16 protein-coding genes are annotated in these 15,667 nt (G+C 60.8%); 8 read left to right on the forward strand and 8 right to left on the reverse strand.

The annotated features are described in order from the left end of the window. Positions 1-87 precede the first annotated feature (87 nt). Complete coding sequence (bkdR, locus tag JN524_RS22645; RefSeq protein WP_027613216.1) at positions 88-576, reverse strand: Bkd operon transcriptional regulator BkdR; 489 nt, start codon at positions 574-576, stop codon at positions 88-90. A 185-nt stretch (positions 577-761) separates the two neighbouring features. On the opposite strand from bkdR, the gene JN524_RS22650 reads away from it, so the two are divergent. The 5 genes from JN524_RS22650 (at position 762) to JN524_RS22670 (ending at position 6,977) form a co-directional block, all read left to right on the forward strand. Continuing rightward, on the forward strand, positions 762-1,997 hold the full coding sequence (locus JN524_RS22650; RefSeq protein WP_003224001.1) for a 3-methyl-2-oxobutanoate dehydrogenase (2-methylpropanoyl-transferring) subunit alpha: 1,236 nt from the start codon (positions 762-764) through the stop codon (positions 1,995-1,997). Between the two features lies 1 nt (position 1,998). Further along, complete coding sequence (locus tag JN524_RS22655) at positions 1,999-3,057, forward strand: alpha-ketoacid dehydrogenase subunit beta (RefSeq protein WP_003224000.1); 1,059 nt, start codon at positions 1,999-2,001, stop codon at positions 3,055-3,057. Next, complete coding sequence (locus JN524_RS22660; protein WP_202370772.1) at positions 3,058-4,338, forward strand: dihydrolipoamide acetyltransferase family protein; 1,281 nt, start codon at positions 3,058-3,060, stop codon at positions 4,336-4,338. Positions 4,339-4,342: 4 nt separating this feature from the next. Beyond that, positions 4,343-5,716 carry a dihydrolipoyl dehydrogenase gene (lpdA, locus tag JN524_RS22665; RefSeq protein ID WP_202370773.1) on the forward strand — a complete coding sequence of 458 codons (1,374 nt, stop codon included), beginning with the start codon at positions 4,343-4,345 and terminating at the stop codon, positions 5,714-5,716. Between the two features lie 241 nt (positions 5,717-5,957). Beyond that, a complete protein-coding gene (locus JN524_RS22670; RefSeq protein ID WP_027613221.1) occupies positions 5,958-6,977 on the forward strand; it encodes a branched-chain amino acid aminotransferase in 1,020 nt (339 codons plus the stop codon). A gap of 151 nt (positions 6,978-7,128) precedes the next feature. Here JN524_RS22670 and JN524_RS22675 read toward each other — a convergent pair whose 3' ends face one another. The 3 genes from JN524_RS22675 to JN524_RS22685 all read right to left on the reverse strand — a co-directional run bounded on the left by JN524_RS22675 (position 7,129) and on the right by JN524_RS22685 (position 10,049). Beyond that, positions 7,129-7,950 carry a TIGR03915 family putative DNA repair protein gene (locus JN524_RS22675; RefSeq protein ID WP_202370774.1) on the reverse strand — a complete coding sequence of 274 codons (822 nt, stop codon included), beginning with the start codon at positions 7,948-7,950 and terminating at the stop codon, positions 7,129-7,131. Further along, positions 7,947-9,167, reverse strand: coding sequence for a putative DNA modification/repair radical SAM protein (locus tag JN524_RS22680; protein ID WP_202370775.1), 1,221 nt, complete (start codon positions 9,165-9,167; stop codon positions 7,947-7,949). Before JN524_RS22680 ends, JN524_RS22675 begins: the two co-directional genes overlap by 4 nt. Before the next feature lie 123 nt (positions 9,168-9,290). Beyond that, positions 9,291-10,049 (reverse strand): ArsR/SmtB family transcription factor, encoded by a 759-nt coding sequence (locus JN524_RS22685; RefSeq protein ID WP_202370776.1) that lies wholly within the window; start codon positions 10,047-10,049, stop codon positions 9,291-9,293. A 78-nt stretch (positions 10,050-10,127) separates the two neighbouring features. On the opposite strand from JN524_RS22685, the gene JN524_RS22690 reads away from it, so the two are divergent. Then, a complete protein-coding gene (locus JN524_RS22690; protein ID WP_202370777.1) occupies positions 10,128-11,231 on the forward strand; it encodes a cytochrome P450 in 1,104 nt (367 codons plus the stop codon). On the opposite strand, the gene dmeF is transcribed toward JN524_RS22690, so the two are convergent. Both dmeF and JN524_RS22700 read right to left on the reverse strand, forming a co-directional pair. Then, the gene (dmeF, locus tag JN524_RS22695) at positions 11,228-12,157 is read right to left on the reverse strand and encodes a CDF family Co(II)/Ni(II) efflux transporter DmeF (protein WP_202370778.1); all 930 of its coding nucleotides are present in this window, start codon (positions 12,155-12,157) and stop codon (positions 11,228-11,230) included. The two genes, JN524_RS22690 and dmeF, sit on opposite strands and share 4 nt — an antisense overlap. Positions 12,158-12,169: 12 nt before the next feature. Beyond that, positions 12,170-12,445 carry a metal/formaldehyde-sensitive transcriptional repressor gene (locus tag JN524_RS22700; protein ID WP_003223990.1) on the reverse strand — a complete coding sequence of 92 codons (276 nt, stop codon included), beginning with the start codon at positions 12,443-12,445 and terminating at the stop codon, positions 12,170-12,172. 272 nt (positions 12,446-12,717) lie between these two features. Here JN524_RS22700 and JN524_RS22705 point away from each other — a divergent pair, with 272 nt between their 5' ends. Further along, entirely contained in the window at positions 12,718-12,987 is a 270-nt protein-coding gene (locus JN524_RS22705) for a hypothetical protein (protein ID WP_202370779.1), read from the forward strand. A gap of 120 nt (positions 12,988-13,107) precedes the next feature. On the opposite strand, the gene JN524_RS22710 is transcribed toward JN524_RS22705, so the two are convergent. After that, a complete protein-coding gene (locus tag JN524_RS22710) occupies positions 13,108-13,446 on the reverse strand; it encodes an FKBP-type peptidyl-prolyl cis-trans isomerase (RefSeq protein ID WP_041073359.1) in 339 nt (112 codons plus the stop codon). Positions 13,447-13,633: 187 nt separating this feature from the next. After that, positions 13,634-13,942, reverse strand: a complete 309-nt coding sequence (locus JN524_RS22715) for an RcnB family protein (RefSeq protein ID WP_202370780.1) — start codon at positions 13,940-13,942, stop codon at positions 13,634-13,636. A 426-nt stretch (positions 13,943-14,368) separates the two neighbouring features. Here JN524_RS22715 and JN524_RS22720 point away from each other — a divergent pair, with 426 nt between their 5' ends. Beyond that, positions 14,369-15,661 carry an MFS transporter gene (locus tag JN524_RS22720; RefSeq protein WP_027613231.1) on the forward strand — a complete coding sequence of 431 codons (1,293 nt, stop codon included), beginning with the start codon at positions 14,369-14,371 and terminating at the stop codon, positions 15,659-15,661. Positions 15,662-15,667 lie beyond the last annotated feature (6 nt).

Raw genomic sequence — 15,667 nt, forward strand, 5'->3', positions numbered from 1 at the left:
AAGATCGCAGCCTGCGGCAGCTCCTACACAGGGCACACATAAACGGTGTCCCTGTAGGAGCTGCCGCAGGCTGCGATCTTTTGATCTTCAGGACCCGAGGGTCAACCCATTGGCCGGCAACGGCAACGCCGTCTTGTAGCGCACCTGCTTCAAGGCAAAACTCGACCGAATGTTCGCCACCCCCGGCACCTTGGTCAGAAAGTCCATCATGAACCGCTCCAGCGCCTGAATCGTCGGCACCAGCACCCGGATCAGATAGTCCGGGTCGCCGGCCATCAGGTAGCACTCCATCACCTCGGGGCGGTCGGAGATCGCCTCTTCGAAATGCTGCAACGCCTCCTCGACCTGTTTCTCCAGGCTGACGTGAATGAACACGTTCACATGCAGGCCCAGCAGATCGGCATCCAGCAGCGTCACCTGCTCGCGAATCAGCCCTAATTCCTCCATCGCCTTGACCCGGTTGAAACACGGCGTCGGCGACAGGTTCACCGAGCGCGCGAGGTCGGCGTTGGTGATGCGCGCGTTCTCCTGAAGGCTGTTGAGAATGCCGATGTCGGTACGGTCCAGTTTGCGCATGAGACAAAACCACCTGTTTTTTATGCTTATGCAGAATTTCTATCTGCAAATCGTCTCCAGCGCAACGAAACAGAGAGAAATATTCTTCTTGGCCGGGCCTATGATTGTTGTAGGACAAGATTTCTTTCACCCAAGAATGATTGCCAGCTCACTACAAGAAATTCACAAGATCGAGCGTAGAAGCCATGACCCAAGCGTATGAACCGCTGCGTCTGCACGTCCCTGAACCCTCGGGCCGTCCAGGCTGCAAAACCGACTTCTCCTACCTGCATCTGACCGATGCCGGCACGGTGCGCAAACCTTCCATCGACGTCGAACCTGCCGACACCGCCGACCTGGCGCGTGGGCTGATTCGGGTGCTCGACGATCAGGGCAACGCCCTCGGCCCCTGGGCTGAAAACGTGCCGGTCGAGATCCTGCGCAAGGGCATGCGCGCCATGCTCAAGACGCGGATCTACGACAACCGCATGGTGGTCGCCCAGCGCCAGAAAAAAATGTCGTTCTACATGCAAAGCCTTGGCGAAGAAGCCATCGGCAGTGCTCAGGCCCTGGCCTTGAATATCGACGACATGTGCTTTCCGACCTACCGCCAGCAAAGCATCCTGATGGCCCGCGAAGTGCCGCTGGTCGACCTGATCTGCCAACTGCTGTCCAACGAGCGCGATCCGCTCAAGGGCCGGCAGCTGCCGATCATGTACTCGGTCAAGGACGCCGGTTTCTTCACCATCTCCGGCAACCTCGCGACCCAGTTCATTCAGGCCGTCGGCTGGGGCATGGCCTCGGCGATCAAGGGCGACACGAAAATCGCCTCGGCGTGGATCGGTGACGGCGCCACCGCCGAATCGGACTTCCACACCGCCCTCACCTTCGCCCACGTTTACCGCGCGCCGGTGATCCTCAACGTGGTCAACAACCAGTGGGCGATCTCGACCTTCCAGGCTATCGCCGGCGGTGAAGCCACCACTTTCGCCGGACGCGGCGTCGGTTGCGGCATCGCCTCGCTGCGAGTCGATGGCAACGATTTCTACGCGGTCTACGCCGCTTCCGCCTGGGCTGCCGAACGCGCCCGGCGCAACCTTGGCCCGACCATGATCGAATGGGTCACCTACCGCGCCGGCCCGCACTCGACCTCCGACGATCCGTCGAAATACCGTCCTGCCGATGACTGGAGCCACTTCCCGCTGGGCGACCCGATTGCCCGCCTGAAGCAGCACCTGATCAAGGTCGGCCACTGGTCGGAAGAAGAGCACGCCGCCGTCAGCGCCGAGCTTGAAGCCGAGGTGATTGCCGCGCAGAAACAGGCCGAACAGTACGGCACCCTCGCCGGCGGGCAGATTCCAAGCGCCGCGACCATGTTCGAAGACGTCTACAAAGAGATGCCGGAGCACTTGAAGCGCCAGCGTCAGCAGTTGGGGATCTGACATGAACGATCACAACAACAATATTCAGTTGGAAACCGCCATGACCACGACCACCATGACCATGATCCAGGCCCTGCGCTCGGCCATGGATGTGATGCTTGAGCGTGACGACAATGTGGTGGTGTTCGGTCAGGACGTCGGCTACTTCGGCGGCGTGTTCCGTTGCACCGAAGGCCTGCAGACCAAGTACGGCACCTCGCGGGTATTCGACGCGCCGATCTCCGAAAGCGGCATTGTCGGTGTTGCGGTGGGCATGGGCGCTTACGGCCTGCGCCCGGTGGCCGAGATTCAGTTCGCCGACTACGTCTACCCCGCTTCCGACCAGATCATTTCCGAAGCGGCGCGCCTGCGTTATCGCTCGGCCGGCGAGTTCACCGCGCCGATGACCCTGCGCATGCCATGCGGCGGCGGCATCTACGGCGGCCAGACCCACAGCCAGAGCATCGAGGCGATGTTCACTCAGGTCTGCGGCCTGCGCACCGTCATGCCGTCCAATCCTTATGACGCCAAAGGCCTGCTGATCGCCTCCATCGAAAACGATGACCCGGTGATCTTCCTTGAGCCGAAACGCCTGTACAACGGCCCGTTCGACGGCCACCACGACCGCCCCGTAACCCCGTGGTCGAAACACCCGCAAGCCCAGGTGCCGGACGGTTACTACACCGTGCCGCTGGACGTTGCCGCCATCACCCGTCCGGGCAAAGACGTGACTGTGCTGACCTACGGCACCACCGTGTACGTGTCGCAAGTTGCTGCTGAAGAATCCGGCGTCGACGCCGAAGTCATCGACCTGCGCAGCCTGTGGCCGCTGGACCTGGAAACCATCGTCAAGTCGGTGAAGAAAACCGGTCGCTGCGTGGTGGTCCACGAAGCCACCCGCACCTGCGGTTTCGGCGCCGAGCTGGTGTCACTGGTGCAAGAGCATTGCTTCCATCACCTGGAAGCGCCGATCGAACGCGTCACCGGTTGGGACACCCCCTACCCGCACGCGCAAGAGTGGGCGTATTTCCCAGGGCCGTCCCGAGTGGGCGCGGCGTTGAAACGGGTCATGGAGGTCTGAATGGGCACGCACGTTATCAAGATGCCGGACATCGGCGAAGGCATCGCAGAAGTAGAACTGTCGCAGTGGCACGTCAAGGTCGGCGACCTGGTGGTTGAAGACCAGGTGCTGGCGGACGTGATGACCGACAAGGCAATGGTTGATATTCCATCGCCGGTGCACGGCAAGGTGATTGCCCTCGGCGGTCAGCCGGGTGAAGTGATGGCGGTGGGCAGTGTACTGATCAGCATTGAAGTTGAAGGCGCCGGGAATCTGAGAGAGTCCGCCGCGCCAGCACCGGTTGCTGCGAAAGAGCCGCCTGCTGCGTCGAAAGTTGAAGCCACAGTCGAGAGCAAACCTGCCGCCGCTGCTGCACCGCGTTCCGCACCGGTTTGCCAGGGACCGATGGTTGCCCGCGAGGCTGATGAACGTCCGCTGGCCTCGCCGGCCGTGCGCAAACATGCGCTGGATCTGGGCATTCAGCTGCGTCTGGTACGCGGCACCGGCCCGGCCGGTCGTGTGCTGCACGAAGATCTCGATGCCTATCTGGCTCAGGGTCAATCGAATGCCTCGGCGCCGGCAGCCGCCGCTTACGCCCAGCGTCACGATGAAGAACAGATTCAGGTTATCGGCATGCGCCGCAAGATTGCCCAGCGCATGCAGGACGCCACCCAGCGTGCCGCACACTTCAGCTACGTCGAGGAAATCGACGTCACCGCGATTGAAGAACTTCGCGCGCATCTGAATGAAAAACACGGCGCCAGCCGGGGCAAGTTGACCTTGCTGCCGTTCCTCGTCCGCGCCCTGGTCGTCGCCCTGCGCGACTTCCCGCAGATGAACGCCCGTTACGATGACGAAGCCCAGGTCATCACCCGCCTCGGCGCAGTGCATGTCGGTGTCGCCACGCAAAGCGATGTCGGCCTGATGGTGCCGGTGGTGCGTCACGCCGAAGCGCGCAGCCTTTGGGACAGCGCCGCGGAAATCTCGCGCCTGGCTAACGCCGCACGCAATGGCAAGGCCAGCCGCGATGAGTTGTCCGGTTCGACCATCACCCTGACCAGCCTTGGTGCGCTGGGCGGCATCGTCAGCACGCCGGTGCTGAACCTGCCGGAAGTGGCGATCGTCGGCGTGAACAAAATCGTCGAACGCCCGATGGTCATCAAAGGCCAAGTGGTGATCCGCAAGATGATGAACCTCTCCAGCTCCTTCGATCACCGCGTGGTCGACGGCATGGACGCGGCGCTCTTCATCCAGGCCATTCGTGGCTTGATCGAACAACCCGCGACCCTGTTTGTGGAGTGATGCAATGCAAACCTTGAACACCACGCTGCTGATTATCGGCGGCGGCCCCGGCGGTTACGTCACGGCGATTCGTGCCGGGCAACTGGGCATTTCGACGATTCTGGTCGAAGTCCAATCGCTGGGTGGCACTTGCCTGAACATCGGCTGCATTCCGTCCAAAGCGTTGATTCACGTGGCCGAGCAGTTTCACCAGACACGACATCACAGTCAGCATTCTGCGCTGGGTATCAGCGTTTCGGCGCCAACCCTCGACATCAGCAAGAGCGTCGAGTGGAAGGACGGCATCGTTGATCGCCTGACCACCGGCGTCGCCGCACTGCTGAAAAAGAACAAGGTCCAGGTCATCAATGGCTGGGCCAAAGTCATCGACGGCAAAACCGTGGAAGTCGGCGATACGCGGATCCAGTGCGAACATCTGGTGCTGGCCACCGGTTCGACCAGCGTCAACCTGCCGATCCTGCCAATCGGCGGGCCGATCATCTCCTCCACCGAAGCGCTGGCACCGAAGTCCGTGCCCAAACGTCTGGTGGTGGTGGGCGGCGGTTACATCGGTCTGGAGCTGGGCATTGCTTACCGCAAGCTCGGCGCCGAAGTCAGCGTGGTCGAGGCGCAGGATCGTATCTTGCCAGCCTATGATGCCGAGTTGACGCAACCGGTGCACGAAGCGCTGAAGCAATTGGGCGTGAAGCTCTATCTCAAGCACAGCGTGCTGGGTTTCGACGGCACCTTGCAGGTGCGTGACCCGAACGGCGACACCCTCAATCTGGAAACCGATCAGGTGCTGGTGGCAGTCGGGCGCAAGCCGAATACGCAGGGCTGGAACCTTGAAGCGCTGAACCTGGACATGAACGGCTCGGCGGTCAAGATCGACAGCCGCTGCCAGACCAGCATGCGCAACGTTTACGCCATCGGCGACCTCAGCGGCGAACCGATGCTCGCCCATCGCGCCATGGCCCAGGGCGAAATGGTTGCCGAGCTGATCAGCGGCAAATCCCGCGAATTCAACCCGACCGCCATCGCCGCCGTGTGCTTCACCGACCCGGAACTGGTGGTGGTTGGTCAGACTCCGGACGAAGCCAAGGCTGCCGGACTGGACTGCATCGTTTCCAGCTTCCCGTTCGCTGCCAATGGCCGGGCGATGACCCTGGAATCGAAAAGCGGCTTCGTGCGCGTGGTCGCGCGTCGCGACAATCATCTGATAGTCGGCTGGCAAGCGGTCGGGGCAGGCGTTTCCGAGTTGTCGACCGCGTTCGCGCAAAGTCTGGAAATGGGCGCGCGCCTGGAAGACATCGGCGGCACCATCCATGCGCACCCGACCCTGGGTGAAGCGGTGCAGGAAGCGGCGTTGCGTGCTTTGGGGCATGCGTTGCACCTTTAAAGATCAAAAGATCGCAGCCTGCGGCAGCTCCTACAGGGGGTACCGATTCTGTAGGAGCTGCCGCAGGCTGCGATCTTTTCAACGATGGACAGCGATTTTTCATAAGCAGGCTAATAAATCTGCTTATCCCCCCATCGTCCGGGCTGCGAAACCGCGCAAGAATGAAGTATTGTTGTGCCCATCCAAAAAAACGTCAGAAGCCTTGAACCGTTTCGACGGTTGTTCAGTGATAGAGGGTGTCATGGGTAACGAAAGCATCAATTGGGACAAGCTGGGTTTTGACTACATCAAGACCGACAAACGCTATCTGTCGTACTTTCGCAATGGCGAGTGGGACAAAGGCACCCTGACCGAAGACAACGTGCTGCACATCAGCGAAGGCTCGACTGCCCTTCACTATGGCCAGCAGTGCTTCGAAGGCCTGAAGGCCTATCGTTGCAAGGACGGCTCGATCAACCTGTTCCGTCCCGACCAGAACGCCGCGCGCATGCAGCGCAGCTGCGCCCGCCTGCTGATGCCGCACGTATCGACCGAGCAGTTCATCGAAGCGTGCAAGGAAGTGGTTCGCGCCAACGAGCGCTTCATCCCGCCATACGGCACCGGCGGCGCGCTGTACCTGCGTCCGTTCGTGATCGGCGTGGGTGACAACATCGGCGTGCGTACCGCGCCGGAGTTCATCTTCTCGGTATTCGCGATCCCGGTCGGCGCCTACTTCAAGGGCGGCCTGACGCCGCACAATTTCCAGATCTCCAGCTTCGACCGCGCCGCCCCACAAGGCACTGGTGCGGCCAAAGTCGGTGGCAACTATGCCGCCAGCCTGATGCCGGGCTCCCAGGCCAAGAAAGCGCACTTCGCTGACGCCATCTACCTGGATCCGCTGACCCACAAGAAGATCGAGGAAGTCGGTTCGGCCAACTTCTTCGGGATCACCCACGACAACAAGTTCATCACCCCGAACTCGCCGTCGGTCCTGCCTGGCATCACCCGCCTGTCGTTGATCGAACTGGCGAAAACCCGTCTGGGTCTGGAAGTGATTGAAGGCGACGTGCTGATCGACAAACTGTCGGACTTCAAGGAAGCCGGCGCCTGCGGTACTGCGGCGGTGATCACCCCGATCGGCGGGATCAGCTACAACGACCACCTGCACGTGTTCCACAGCGAAACCGAAGTCGGCCCGGTCACCCAGAAGCTCTACAAAGAGCTGACGGGTGTGCAGACCGGCGACATCGAAGCGCCAGCAGGCTGGATCGTTAAGGTTTGATCTGACGGACACTGATGTACAAAAGCCCTCCATCAAGTGATTGATGGGGGGCTTTTTCGTTGTGAGAATCAAGATCAAAAGATCGCAGCCTGCGGCAGCTCCTACACAGATCTCCTGTAGGAGCTGCCGAAGGCTGCGATCTTTTGATCTTCTATTTCAGCGCAATCCGCTTCCCGCCTCGCGCGGCGATCCCGCTCGCCTGCCCATTCTGCTGCTTGCCCGTGCGCGCCTGGGTAATCAGCCCGGGAATCAACTCCCCTTCCGGCAGATTCTTCCAGAACCGCACCGGCAAATGCCCTTGCATGACCTTCTCGTTCAATCGCGCCGGGTTGAAGATGTGGCTGTAGTACGTCAGCCACAACTCGCCGTGCGGATCATCGACGTTCTGCGCCAGTTGCTGCCATTCCACCGGGCACTGGCGCTGATGAATCAACTGTTCGCCATCGTAATAAACCCCGTCACGCGGCGTGGCGATCAACCAGCGGTGGCGGCCCATGCGCCTGACGAAATGTTCGCTGGCGCTGTGCAGGATGTCGTGGGCCGGTTCGTGCCACGCGACGTATTGCGGGCCTGGCTGATCCTGCGGACGTTCGATGAAACGCACGAACGCATGCAAATGGTGGGCTTCACGCTGCACCTGCTTGATCCGCCGCTGCAACTCGCTGCCGAGCCTGTCGCCGGCCATCATCGCCGTGCGATCGCCATGGCTGACTCGCCACAGCACTTCATACAACAGACTCCAGCGCTGGTCGCCCCGGTAGCGCGCGGCTTGCTCCAGGGTATCGAGCAGTGCACGGGGGATACGTGCCTGAAACGGCCCCTGCCCCTCCGGTACCGAGACGTCACTGGCAAACAGATCGCTCACCCCTTCCGACGCCCAGCTCACCAGACTCGGGTCGACTTCATGGCTGAGTAGCCAGCGTGCCTGCTGGCGCCAGGTGTCGAACAGGTCGTCGCAATCGAGATTGATCATCCCCACAACCCCATCTGCTGCGGCTGCGGCCGGTCACGCAGTTGCTGATAGAGCATATGACTGGTGACTTCGGCCTGCTGCGGGTGGTAGTCGCTGGTGATGATGAACGGCTTGGCCTTGGCCAGCACACAGCGCATGCGTGCCACGTCTTCGTAGCGGATGCGCCGTTGCTGGCGCAATTGCACCAGACGTTCGGTGGTGCGCAGGCCGATGCCCGGGATACGCGCGATCAACGACGGCTCGGCACGATTCAGGTCCAGCGGAAACACTTCGCGATTCTGCAGTGCCCAGGCCAGTTTCGGGTCGATATCCAGCGCCAGATTACCCGGGCCCTTGAGCAATTCATCAGCGTTGTAGCCGTAGCTGCGCAAGAGGAAATCGGCTTGATACAGACGGTGCTCGCGCATCAGCGGTGGCGCGGCCAATGGCACGCTTGTCGGGCTGTCGGGAATCGGGCTGAAGGCCGAATAGTAGACCCGCCGCAAGCGGTAATTGCCATACAGCGACTGAGCGCTGTGCAGAATCGTACTGTCATCGGTGTCATCGGCACCAACGATCATTTGCGTACTTTGCCCGGCCGGGGCGAACTTCGCCGAACGCGGTTCGTTGAGCACCGTTTGCACGCCGGTGTAGATGGTGTTCATCGCTTGCTTGATTGAACCGATCTGTTTCTCCGGGGCCAGGGTTTGCAGGCTGGCGTCGGTGGGCAGTTCGATATTGACGCTGAGGCGATCGGCGTAGCGCCCGGCCTCCTCGATCAATGCCGGATCGGCCTCGGGAATGGTCTTGAGGTGAATGTAGCCGCGAAACTCATGCTCTTCGCGTAACAGCTTCGCCACGCGCACCAGTTGTTCCATGGTGTAGTCCGCCGAGCGGATGATCCCGGAGCTGAGAAACAGCCCGCTGACGCAGTTGCGCCGGTAGAAATCCAGGGTCAGCGTCACCACTTCCTCGGGGGTGAAGCGTGCACGCGGCACATCGCTGGAGCGGCGGTTTACGCAGTACTGGCAGTCGTAGAGACAGAAGTTGGTCAGGAGGATTTTCAGCAGCGACACGCAACGACCGTCCGGCGTGTAGCTGTGGCAGATGCCCATGCCGTCGGTCGAGCCCAACCCGCTCTTGCCCTCGGAGCTGCGCTTGGGCGCACCGCTGCTGGCGCAGGAGGCGTCGTACTTGGCGGCGTCGGCGAGAATGCTGAGCTTGTCGATGATTTGCATGGCGAAGACCCTGTACTGGTTATGCGTACAGTATCGAGTCTGTTGGATTGGCACAAGGTGCAAAACCGGATCAAAAGATCGCAGCCTGCGGCAGCTCCTACAGGGATTGGGCAGGGTCGAGATTTATCGGGTGTACGGACTTACTGTAGGAGCTGCCGCAGGCTGCGATCTTTTGATCTTCGCGTCTAACGGCAACTCAAGACCAAACCGATTACCCATTTCCTTTCGCCCCGCCACGGTGAGCGCCAACGCCCGACTATCAAGATCCTGCGTCACCCACTTGCGTTTCAGCGCCATCTGCAACAACGCCGCGCCCAACGAACCGCCCAGATGCGGCCGGCGCATGCTCCAGTCCAGGCACGGGCAAGCAAACTTGCGGCGCAACGTAATCAAGTCCTGAACTTCAATCCCCAAGCCTTCGAAAAACGCCTCGCCACTCTCGCTCAGGCGATAACCCCGCTCGTCGGTCTCCATCAGCCACCCCGCCTCGAGCATACGGTCGTGCAACAAAACCGCGAGCGTGCCGGCCATGTGGTCGTAGCAGGTGCGGGCGAATTGCAGGCGATCCGGGGTGTGCGGCTTGAAACTCGGCGCGGCGTTCTGGCCGATCACCATCAACGCTTCCAGCGCCTGAGCCACCCGCTGATCGGCGAGGCTGTAATAACGATGGCGGCCCTGCACATGCAGGCGTACCAGCGACAGCTCCTTGAGTTTGGCCAGGTGCGCGCTGGCAGTGGACGCGCTGACCTCGGCGACGGCGGCCAATTCAGTGCTGGTGCGGGCGTGGCCGTCCATCAGCGAGCAGAGAATTTTCGTGCGTGCCGGTTCGGCGATGGCGGCCGCCACCTGCGAAACGCCGATGTCTTGATGTTCTGCGTGCATATTTCGCTCCCCGACGAATCGTCGTCGCTGCGAACTGAAGATACTCGCATCACTTTCCCGACGACAAGGCTGTGAACCATGGACCCGATCATCGCTGCGACGCATGCCGATCCCTACCCCTACTACGCCAAACTGCGCGCCGAGGGCGGACTGACCTTTGATCATGGATTGAAGCTGTGGGTCGCCAGCAGCGCCCGAGCGGTGCGTGCGGTGCTGACGCATGCCGATTGTCGGGTGCGACCATTGCAGGAACCGGTGCCCAAGGCGATTGCCTCGGGGCTGGCCGGCAAGGTGTTCGGGCAGTTGATGCGGATGAATGATGGCGAACGTCAGCGCTGCCCACGCTCTGCGGTGGAACCGGGACTGCAGTTGATCGATGACGATCAGGTACGCGCATTGGTGGCAGCACGGCTGATGGCAGCGGACGCCGACGGCTTGTATAAGGTGATGTTTCGCGGCCCGGTGTGCGTGGTCGCGGCGCTGCTCGGCTTCACCCCGGCGCAAGGCCGGGCGATCAGTGAACTGACCGCGGATTTCGTCGCCTGCCTGTCGCCGCTGAGCAATGACCTGCAGCTGGCGGCGGCGCATGCGGCGGCGGAGCAATTGCACGGCTATTTCATCGAGTTGCTGGCCGAAGCCGATAGCGAGTTGCTCAAGGCGATCGAGCAGCGATTTGCAGGAGACGAAGAGACCCTGATTGCCAACCTGATCGGCCTCTGTTCGCAGACGTTTGAAGCAACTGCCGGCCTGATCGGTAACGCGTTGATCGCGCTACGGCGTCAGCCTGAATTGCGCAACGCCTCAATGATCGCACTGCTGGCCGAGGTTCAGCGATTTGATCCATCGGTGCAGAACACTCGGCGCTTTGTCGCACAGACTTGCGAGATCGATGGCGTGCGGCTAGAGGCCGGCGAGGTGATTCTGGTGCTGCTGGCCTCGGCCAACCGCGATCCTTTGTTAAATGCAGAGCCCGAGCGGTTTCTGCTGGAGCGTCCTGACCGGCGCAGTTTCAGCTTTGGCAGCGGGCGGCATCAGTGTCCGGGACAGACGCTGGCGCTGAGCATTGCCGCTGCGACTGTCAGAGAAATCCTTGATCAGGGTATGAATCTGCAACAACTGACGTGGCATTACCGCCCATCACTCAATGGGCGGATTCCACTGTTCAGCGCAATGCAGCCTTAAGCGCTGCGCAGCTCAATGGTCAGGTGCGACAGCTCATGCACCGGCGCCAGCCGCTCGCGGATCGCCTCCGCCGTCACGCCCGCCGCCGCGACCACACTGACAATCGCCGCCCGCGCCTGCGGGCCGACCTGCCAGACATGCAGATCGCTGATGCGCACATCCTCGGAGGTTTCCAGCAACTCGCGGATCTCCGCCGCCACCGGTTCGTCGGTGGTGTCGAGCAGAACCGCAGCGCTATCGCGCATCAGGTTATAGGCCCATTTCGCGATGACAATCGAGCCGACAATCCCCATCGCCGGGTCCAGCCATACCCAGCCGAGATAGCGCCCGGCCAGCAACGCGGCAATCGCCAGCACCGAGGTCAGGGCGTCGGCCAGCACATGGACGTAGGCCGAACGCAGGTTGTTGTCGTGATGGTGATGATGATCATGACCGTGGTCATGATGATGGCCGTGGTCATGGCCGTGATGGCCCATCAACAGGAAGGCGCTGAGGACGTTCACGCCCAGCCCGACAATCGCGATCACGGTCGCTTCGCCAAACGCCACGGTGGTCGGTTCGAACAAACGAAAAATCGACTCGCCGGCAATGCCCAGCGACACCAGCCCCAGCACCATGGCTGAAGCAAAACCGGCCAGATCGCCGACCTTGCCGGTGCCGAAACTGTAGCGGCGGTTGTTGGCGTTGCGCCGGGCGAAACCATAGGCCGCAGCAGCAATGCCCAACGCCCCGGCATGCGTCGCCATGTGGAAACCGTCGGCCAGCAAGGCCATGGAACCGGTGATGTAACCGGCGGCGATCTCGCCGATCATCATCACAAAGGTCAGCGCCACCACCCACAGGGTGCGGCGGGCGTTTTCGTCGTGAGACGCGCCGAGGAACTGGTGATCGTGGCTGAAACGCTCAGCGTTTGGGGTCAGGCTCATGATGCGGATGCTCTATTTGGAGTAACGGCGGATGGCTTGCAACAGATCTTCGGCGCCCTGAGCGCGCTGTTCATCGGTGAGATCGGGATGCGCCACGTGCTCACGGGTATGAGCCTCGATGAACTGCTCCATCAACCCGTTGACCGCCCCGCGAATCGCCGCCACCAGATGCAAGGTCTTGGCGCAATCGGCATCGCCCTCGAGCGCTTTCTCAACGGCCTGTACCTGGCCGGCAATGCGCCGTACGCGGTTGAGCAGCTCGTCTTTGTGTTCATGAATGTGCGACATACCTATACCCCCTACCCCTATATGGCGCACATAGTCGCCGATGGCTTGGGCAATCGCAAGCTTGGTGAGCATTCGAGGGATGAACGGGATGCGGAAAGCAACTTCACTCCCACTGTGAGAGCGAGCCTGCTCGCGAAGGCGGTGTACCTGCTAGTTGCACGGCAGTCGAAATCCGAATCCGATCCGGATCGATGGCTCTTGGGGTCGCTTCGCAACCCAGCGGGAGCAAGCTCCCTCGCCACAAGGAAAAACGGCGCAAAGGAGAATTTCACATGACCAATAAAACAGATGCCCACGTCGTCGCCGCATTAGTCGCCATGGGCCTCAATGAGCGGAATCGGCACTGGGCGCAGAACGCATGCCTGGTGTTGTGTGAAAGCGAGCGAGAAACAATTGTGGCCTCGGCCGTGGCCGCTATGGGAAAACTCGATGAGCTTGAAATGGAGGCTGTACTCCCAGCGCTGCAGCGGGTGAAACGCCGGTTTCCGTCACTTGCAAAGACAGTGGCTGAGACGCTGGACGCGATGGCAATGGTGGCCTAAGTAATCGTGACGAGGGGGATCGCGAAGAGATATCTCAAGAAGGCCTGCTGCGCAGTCCATCGGGGATAAATCCCCTCGCCACAGGTTGCATGGACATTGATTGATCGGCGTTTACCAGCCTCAATCCTCCCGCGTCAAAACCTCCAACAATTCAATCTCGAACACCAGATTCGAATTCGGCGGAATCTTGCCCATCGTCCGCTCGCCATAGCCCAAATGCGCCGGCACCAGCAGTTTGCGCTTGCCGCCCACTTGCATGCCCATCAGCCCCTGATCCCAGCCCTTGATCACCCGGCCCGTGCCAATCACGCACTGGAAAGGTTTGCCACGGCTGTGGGAAGAATCGAACTCGCTGCCGTCTTCCAGCCAGCCGGTGTAATGGGTGGTAATCAGCGCGCCCTTGACGGCAGCCTTGCCCTCGCCCACCTGAAGATCGATTACCTGCAGTTCATCATTCATGACATTCACTCAATCGCTTAAATGGCGGCCGTTTTCCCAGAATTGCCGGTGATTGGCAAGCCGATTGCGCAGAGCAACGCTATTACTCCGCGGATTGTGGATCTGGCGATGCAGGAGGTCAGACGCAGCAGGATTTTGAGGTGGGAAGCCCTGCACGAGTGCATGCGCAGGGCTTTGAGTCGGGGACTTAACGCTCGACAGGTTGCATCTCGACAATGGTGCCGTTGGTAATCATGACCATCACGTACTTGTCATTGATCTGCACCCACTGCGCCTGATCGACCGGTGCTTTCAAGCCTTTCTGTTTCCAGTTTTTCAACGCTTTGTCGCTGCGCTGATAAATGTCTGGAGCCCGGTCGTTGACCTTCAATTCGCGGTCGCTGGTCGGCGACTGGACAGTGGATTCGCTTGAGGTTTGCGCCGCTTGAACAAGTGGGCTGATCCCGGCAATGCCGGCGACGAGGGCCAGGCTGGCGATTAGGGTTTTGCTGTTCATCGGTGAACCTCCTTCAGATGTGTGATACCTGAACTCCGACTGCTGAGTCAGGAAATCATTCCTTGTTTTTTTGCCTGGGCTGGCGATGGTTTTTATTGAACAGATACTCCGCCATCGCTGGCAAGCCAGCTCCCACAAGGTTTTTTGGTGTTGCAGGAAAAGTGGGCACACCGCAGAAACTGTGGGAGCTGGCTTGCCAGCGATGGCGTCGGCACATGCAACATCTGCATTGACTGACAAACCGCTATCGCCAGCAGGCTGGCTCCCGCAGGTTAGACGGTGTTTTCAGGATTGATCCGCTTTGCACATCAATCCATGCCAACAATGCAATTAACATCCTGTTACAGCTGCGCGACCATCCGCCGCAATAACAACCGTGCGCCGCTTCCACGCCGCGCACGTCATAAAAGCGGTGGAGATTTTTCTATGACAGCCTCAATCCCACACGGCGGCTCGCGGGCCGGCGCCATTTTCCGGGTCACCTCGGGCAACTTCCTCGAACAGTTCGACTTCTTTCTGTTCGGCTTCTACGCCACGCAGATCGCGGCGGTGTTCTTCCCCGCGAGCAGTGAGTTCGCTTCCCTGATGATGACCTTTGCAGTGTTCGGCGCAGGCTTTCTGATGCGTCCGCTGGGCGCCATCGTGCTGGGTGCGTACATCGATGATGTCGGTCGCCGCAAAGGGTTGATCGTCACCCTGTCGATCATGGCCAGCGGTACGATCCTGATTGTGCTGGTGCCCGGATACGAGACCATTGGTCTGTTTGCGCCGGCCCTGGTGCTGATCGGACGGCTGTTGCAAGGCTTCTCCGCCGGTGCGGAACTGGGCGGTGTTTCGGTGTATTTGTCCGAAATCGCCACGCCGGGCCGCAAGGGTTTCTTCACTGCCTGGCAGTCGGCCAGTCAGCAAGTGGCGATCATCGTCGCGGCAGCCTTGGGCTATGCGCTGAACGCGTGGATGGCGCCAGACGTGGTTGCCGATTGGGGCTGGCGCATTCCGTTTTTCGTCGGCTGCATGATCGTGCCCTTCATCTTTTTCCTGCGCCGTAACCTGGCGGAAACCGAAGAGTTCGCCGCACGCAAACACCGCCCGAGCATGAAAGAAGTGTTCCGCACGCTTGGCCAGAACTGGGGCGTGGTGCTCGGCGGCATGCTGATGGTCGCGCTGACCACCACCGCGTTCTATCTGATCACCGTGTACGCGCCGACCTTCGGTAAAACCGTGCTGCACCTGAGCACTTCCGATGCCTTGCTGGTGACCTTGCTGGTCGGCGTGTCGAACTTCTTCTGGTTGCCGATTGGCGGCATGTTGTCCGACCGTGTCGGCCGGCGTCCGGTGCTGATCGCCATGGCGCTGCTGGCGCTGGCCACCACCTATCCGGCGCTGTCGTACCTGGTGCAGGCGCCGAGCTTCAGTCACATGTTGCTGTCGCTGCTGTGGCTGTCGTTCATCTACGGCATGTACAACGGCGCGATGATTCCAGCGCTGACCGAGATCATGCCGGTGGAAGTGAGGGTGGCCGGTTTCTCCCTCGCGTACAGCCTGGCGACCGCGATTTTCGGCGGTTTCACCCCGGCGATGTCGACCTTCCTGATCCAGTACACCGGCGACAAAGCGGCGCCGGGTTACTGGATGAGCGTCGGCGCACTGTGTGCGTTGTGCGCCACGTTGTACCTCTATCGCCGCGCAGGCGGCCGTTTGCAACCGGTTGCCGCATAAGGAGCA

Origin of the sequence: Pseudomonas sp. MWU318, from assembly GCF_016756945.1 — a bacterium.
Lineage (GTDB): Bacteria > Pseudomonadota > Gammaproteobacteria > Pseudomonadales > Pseudomonadaceae > Aquipseudomonas > Aquipseudomonas putida_A.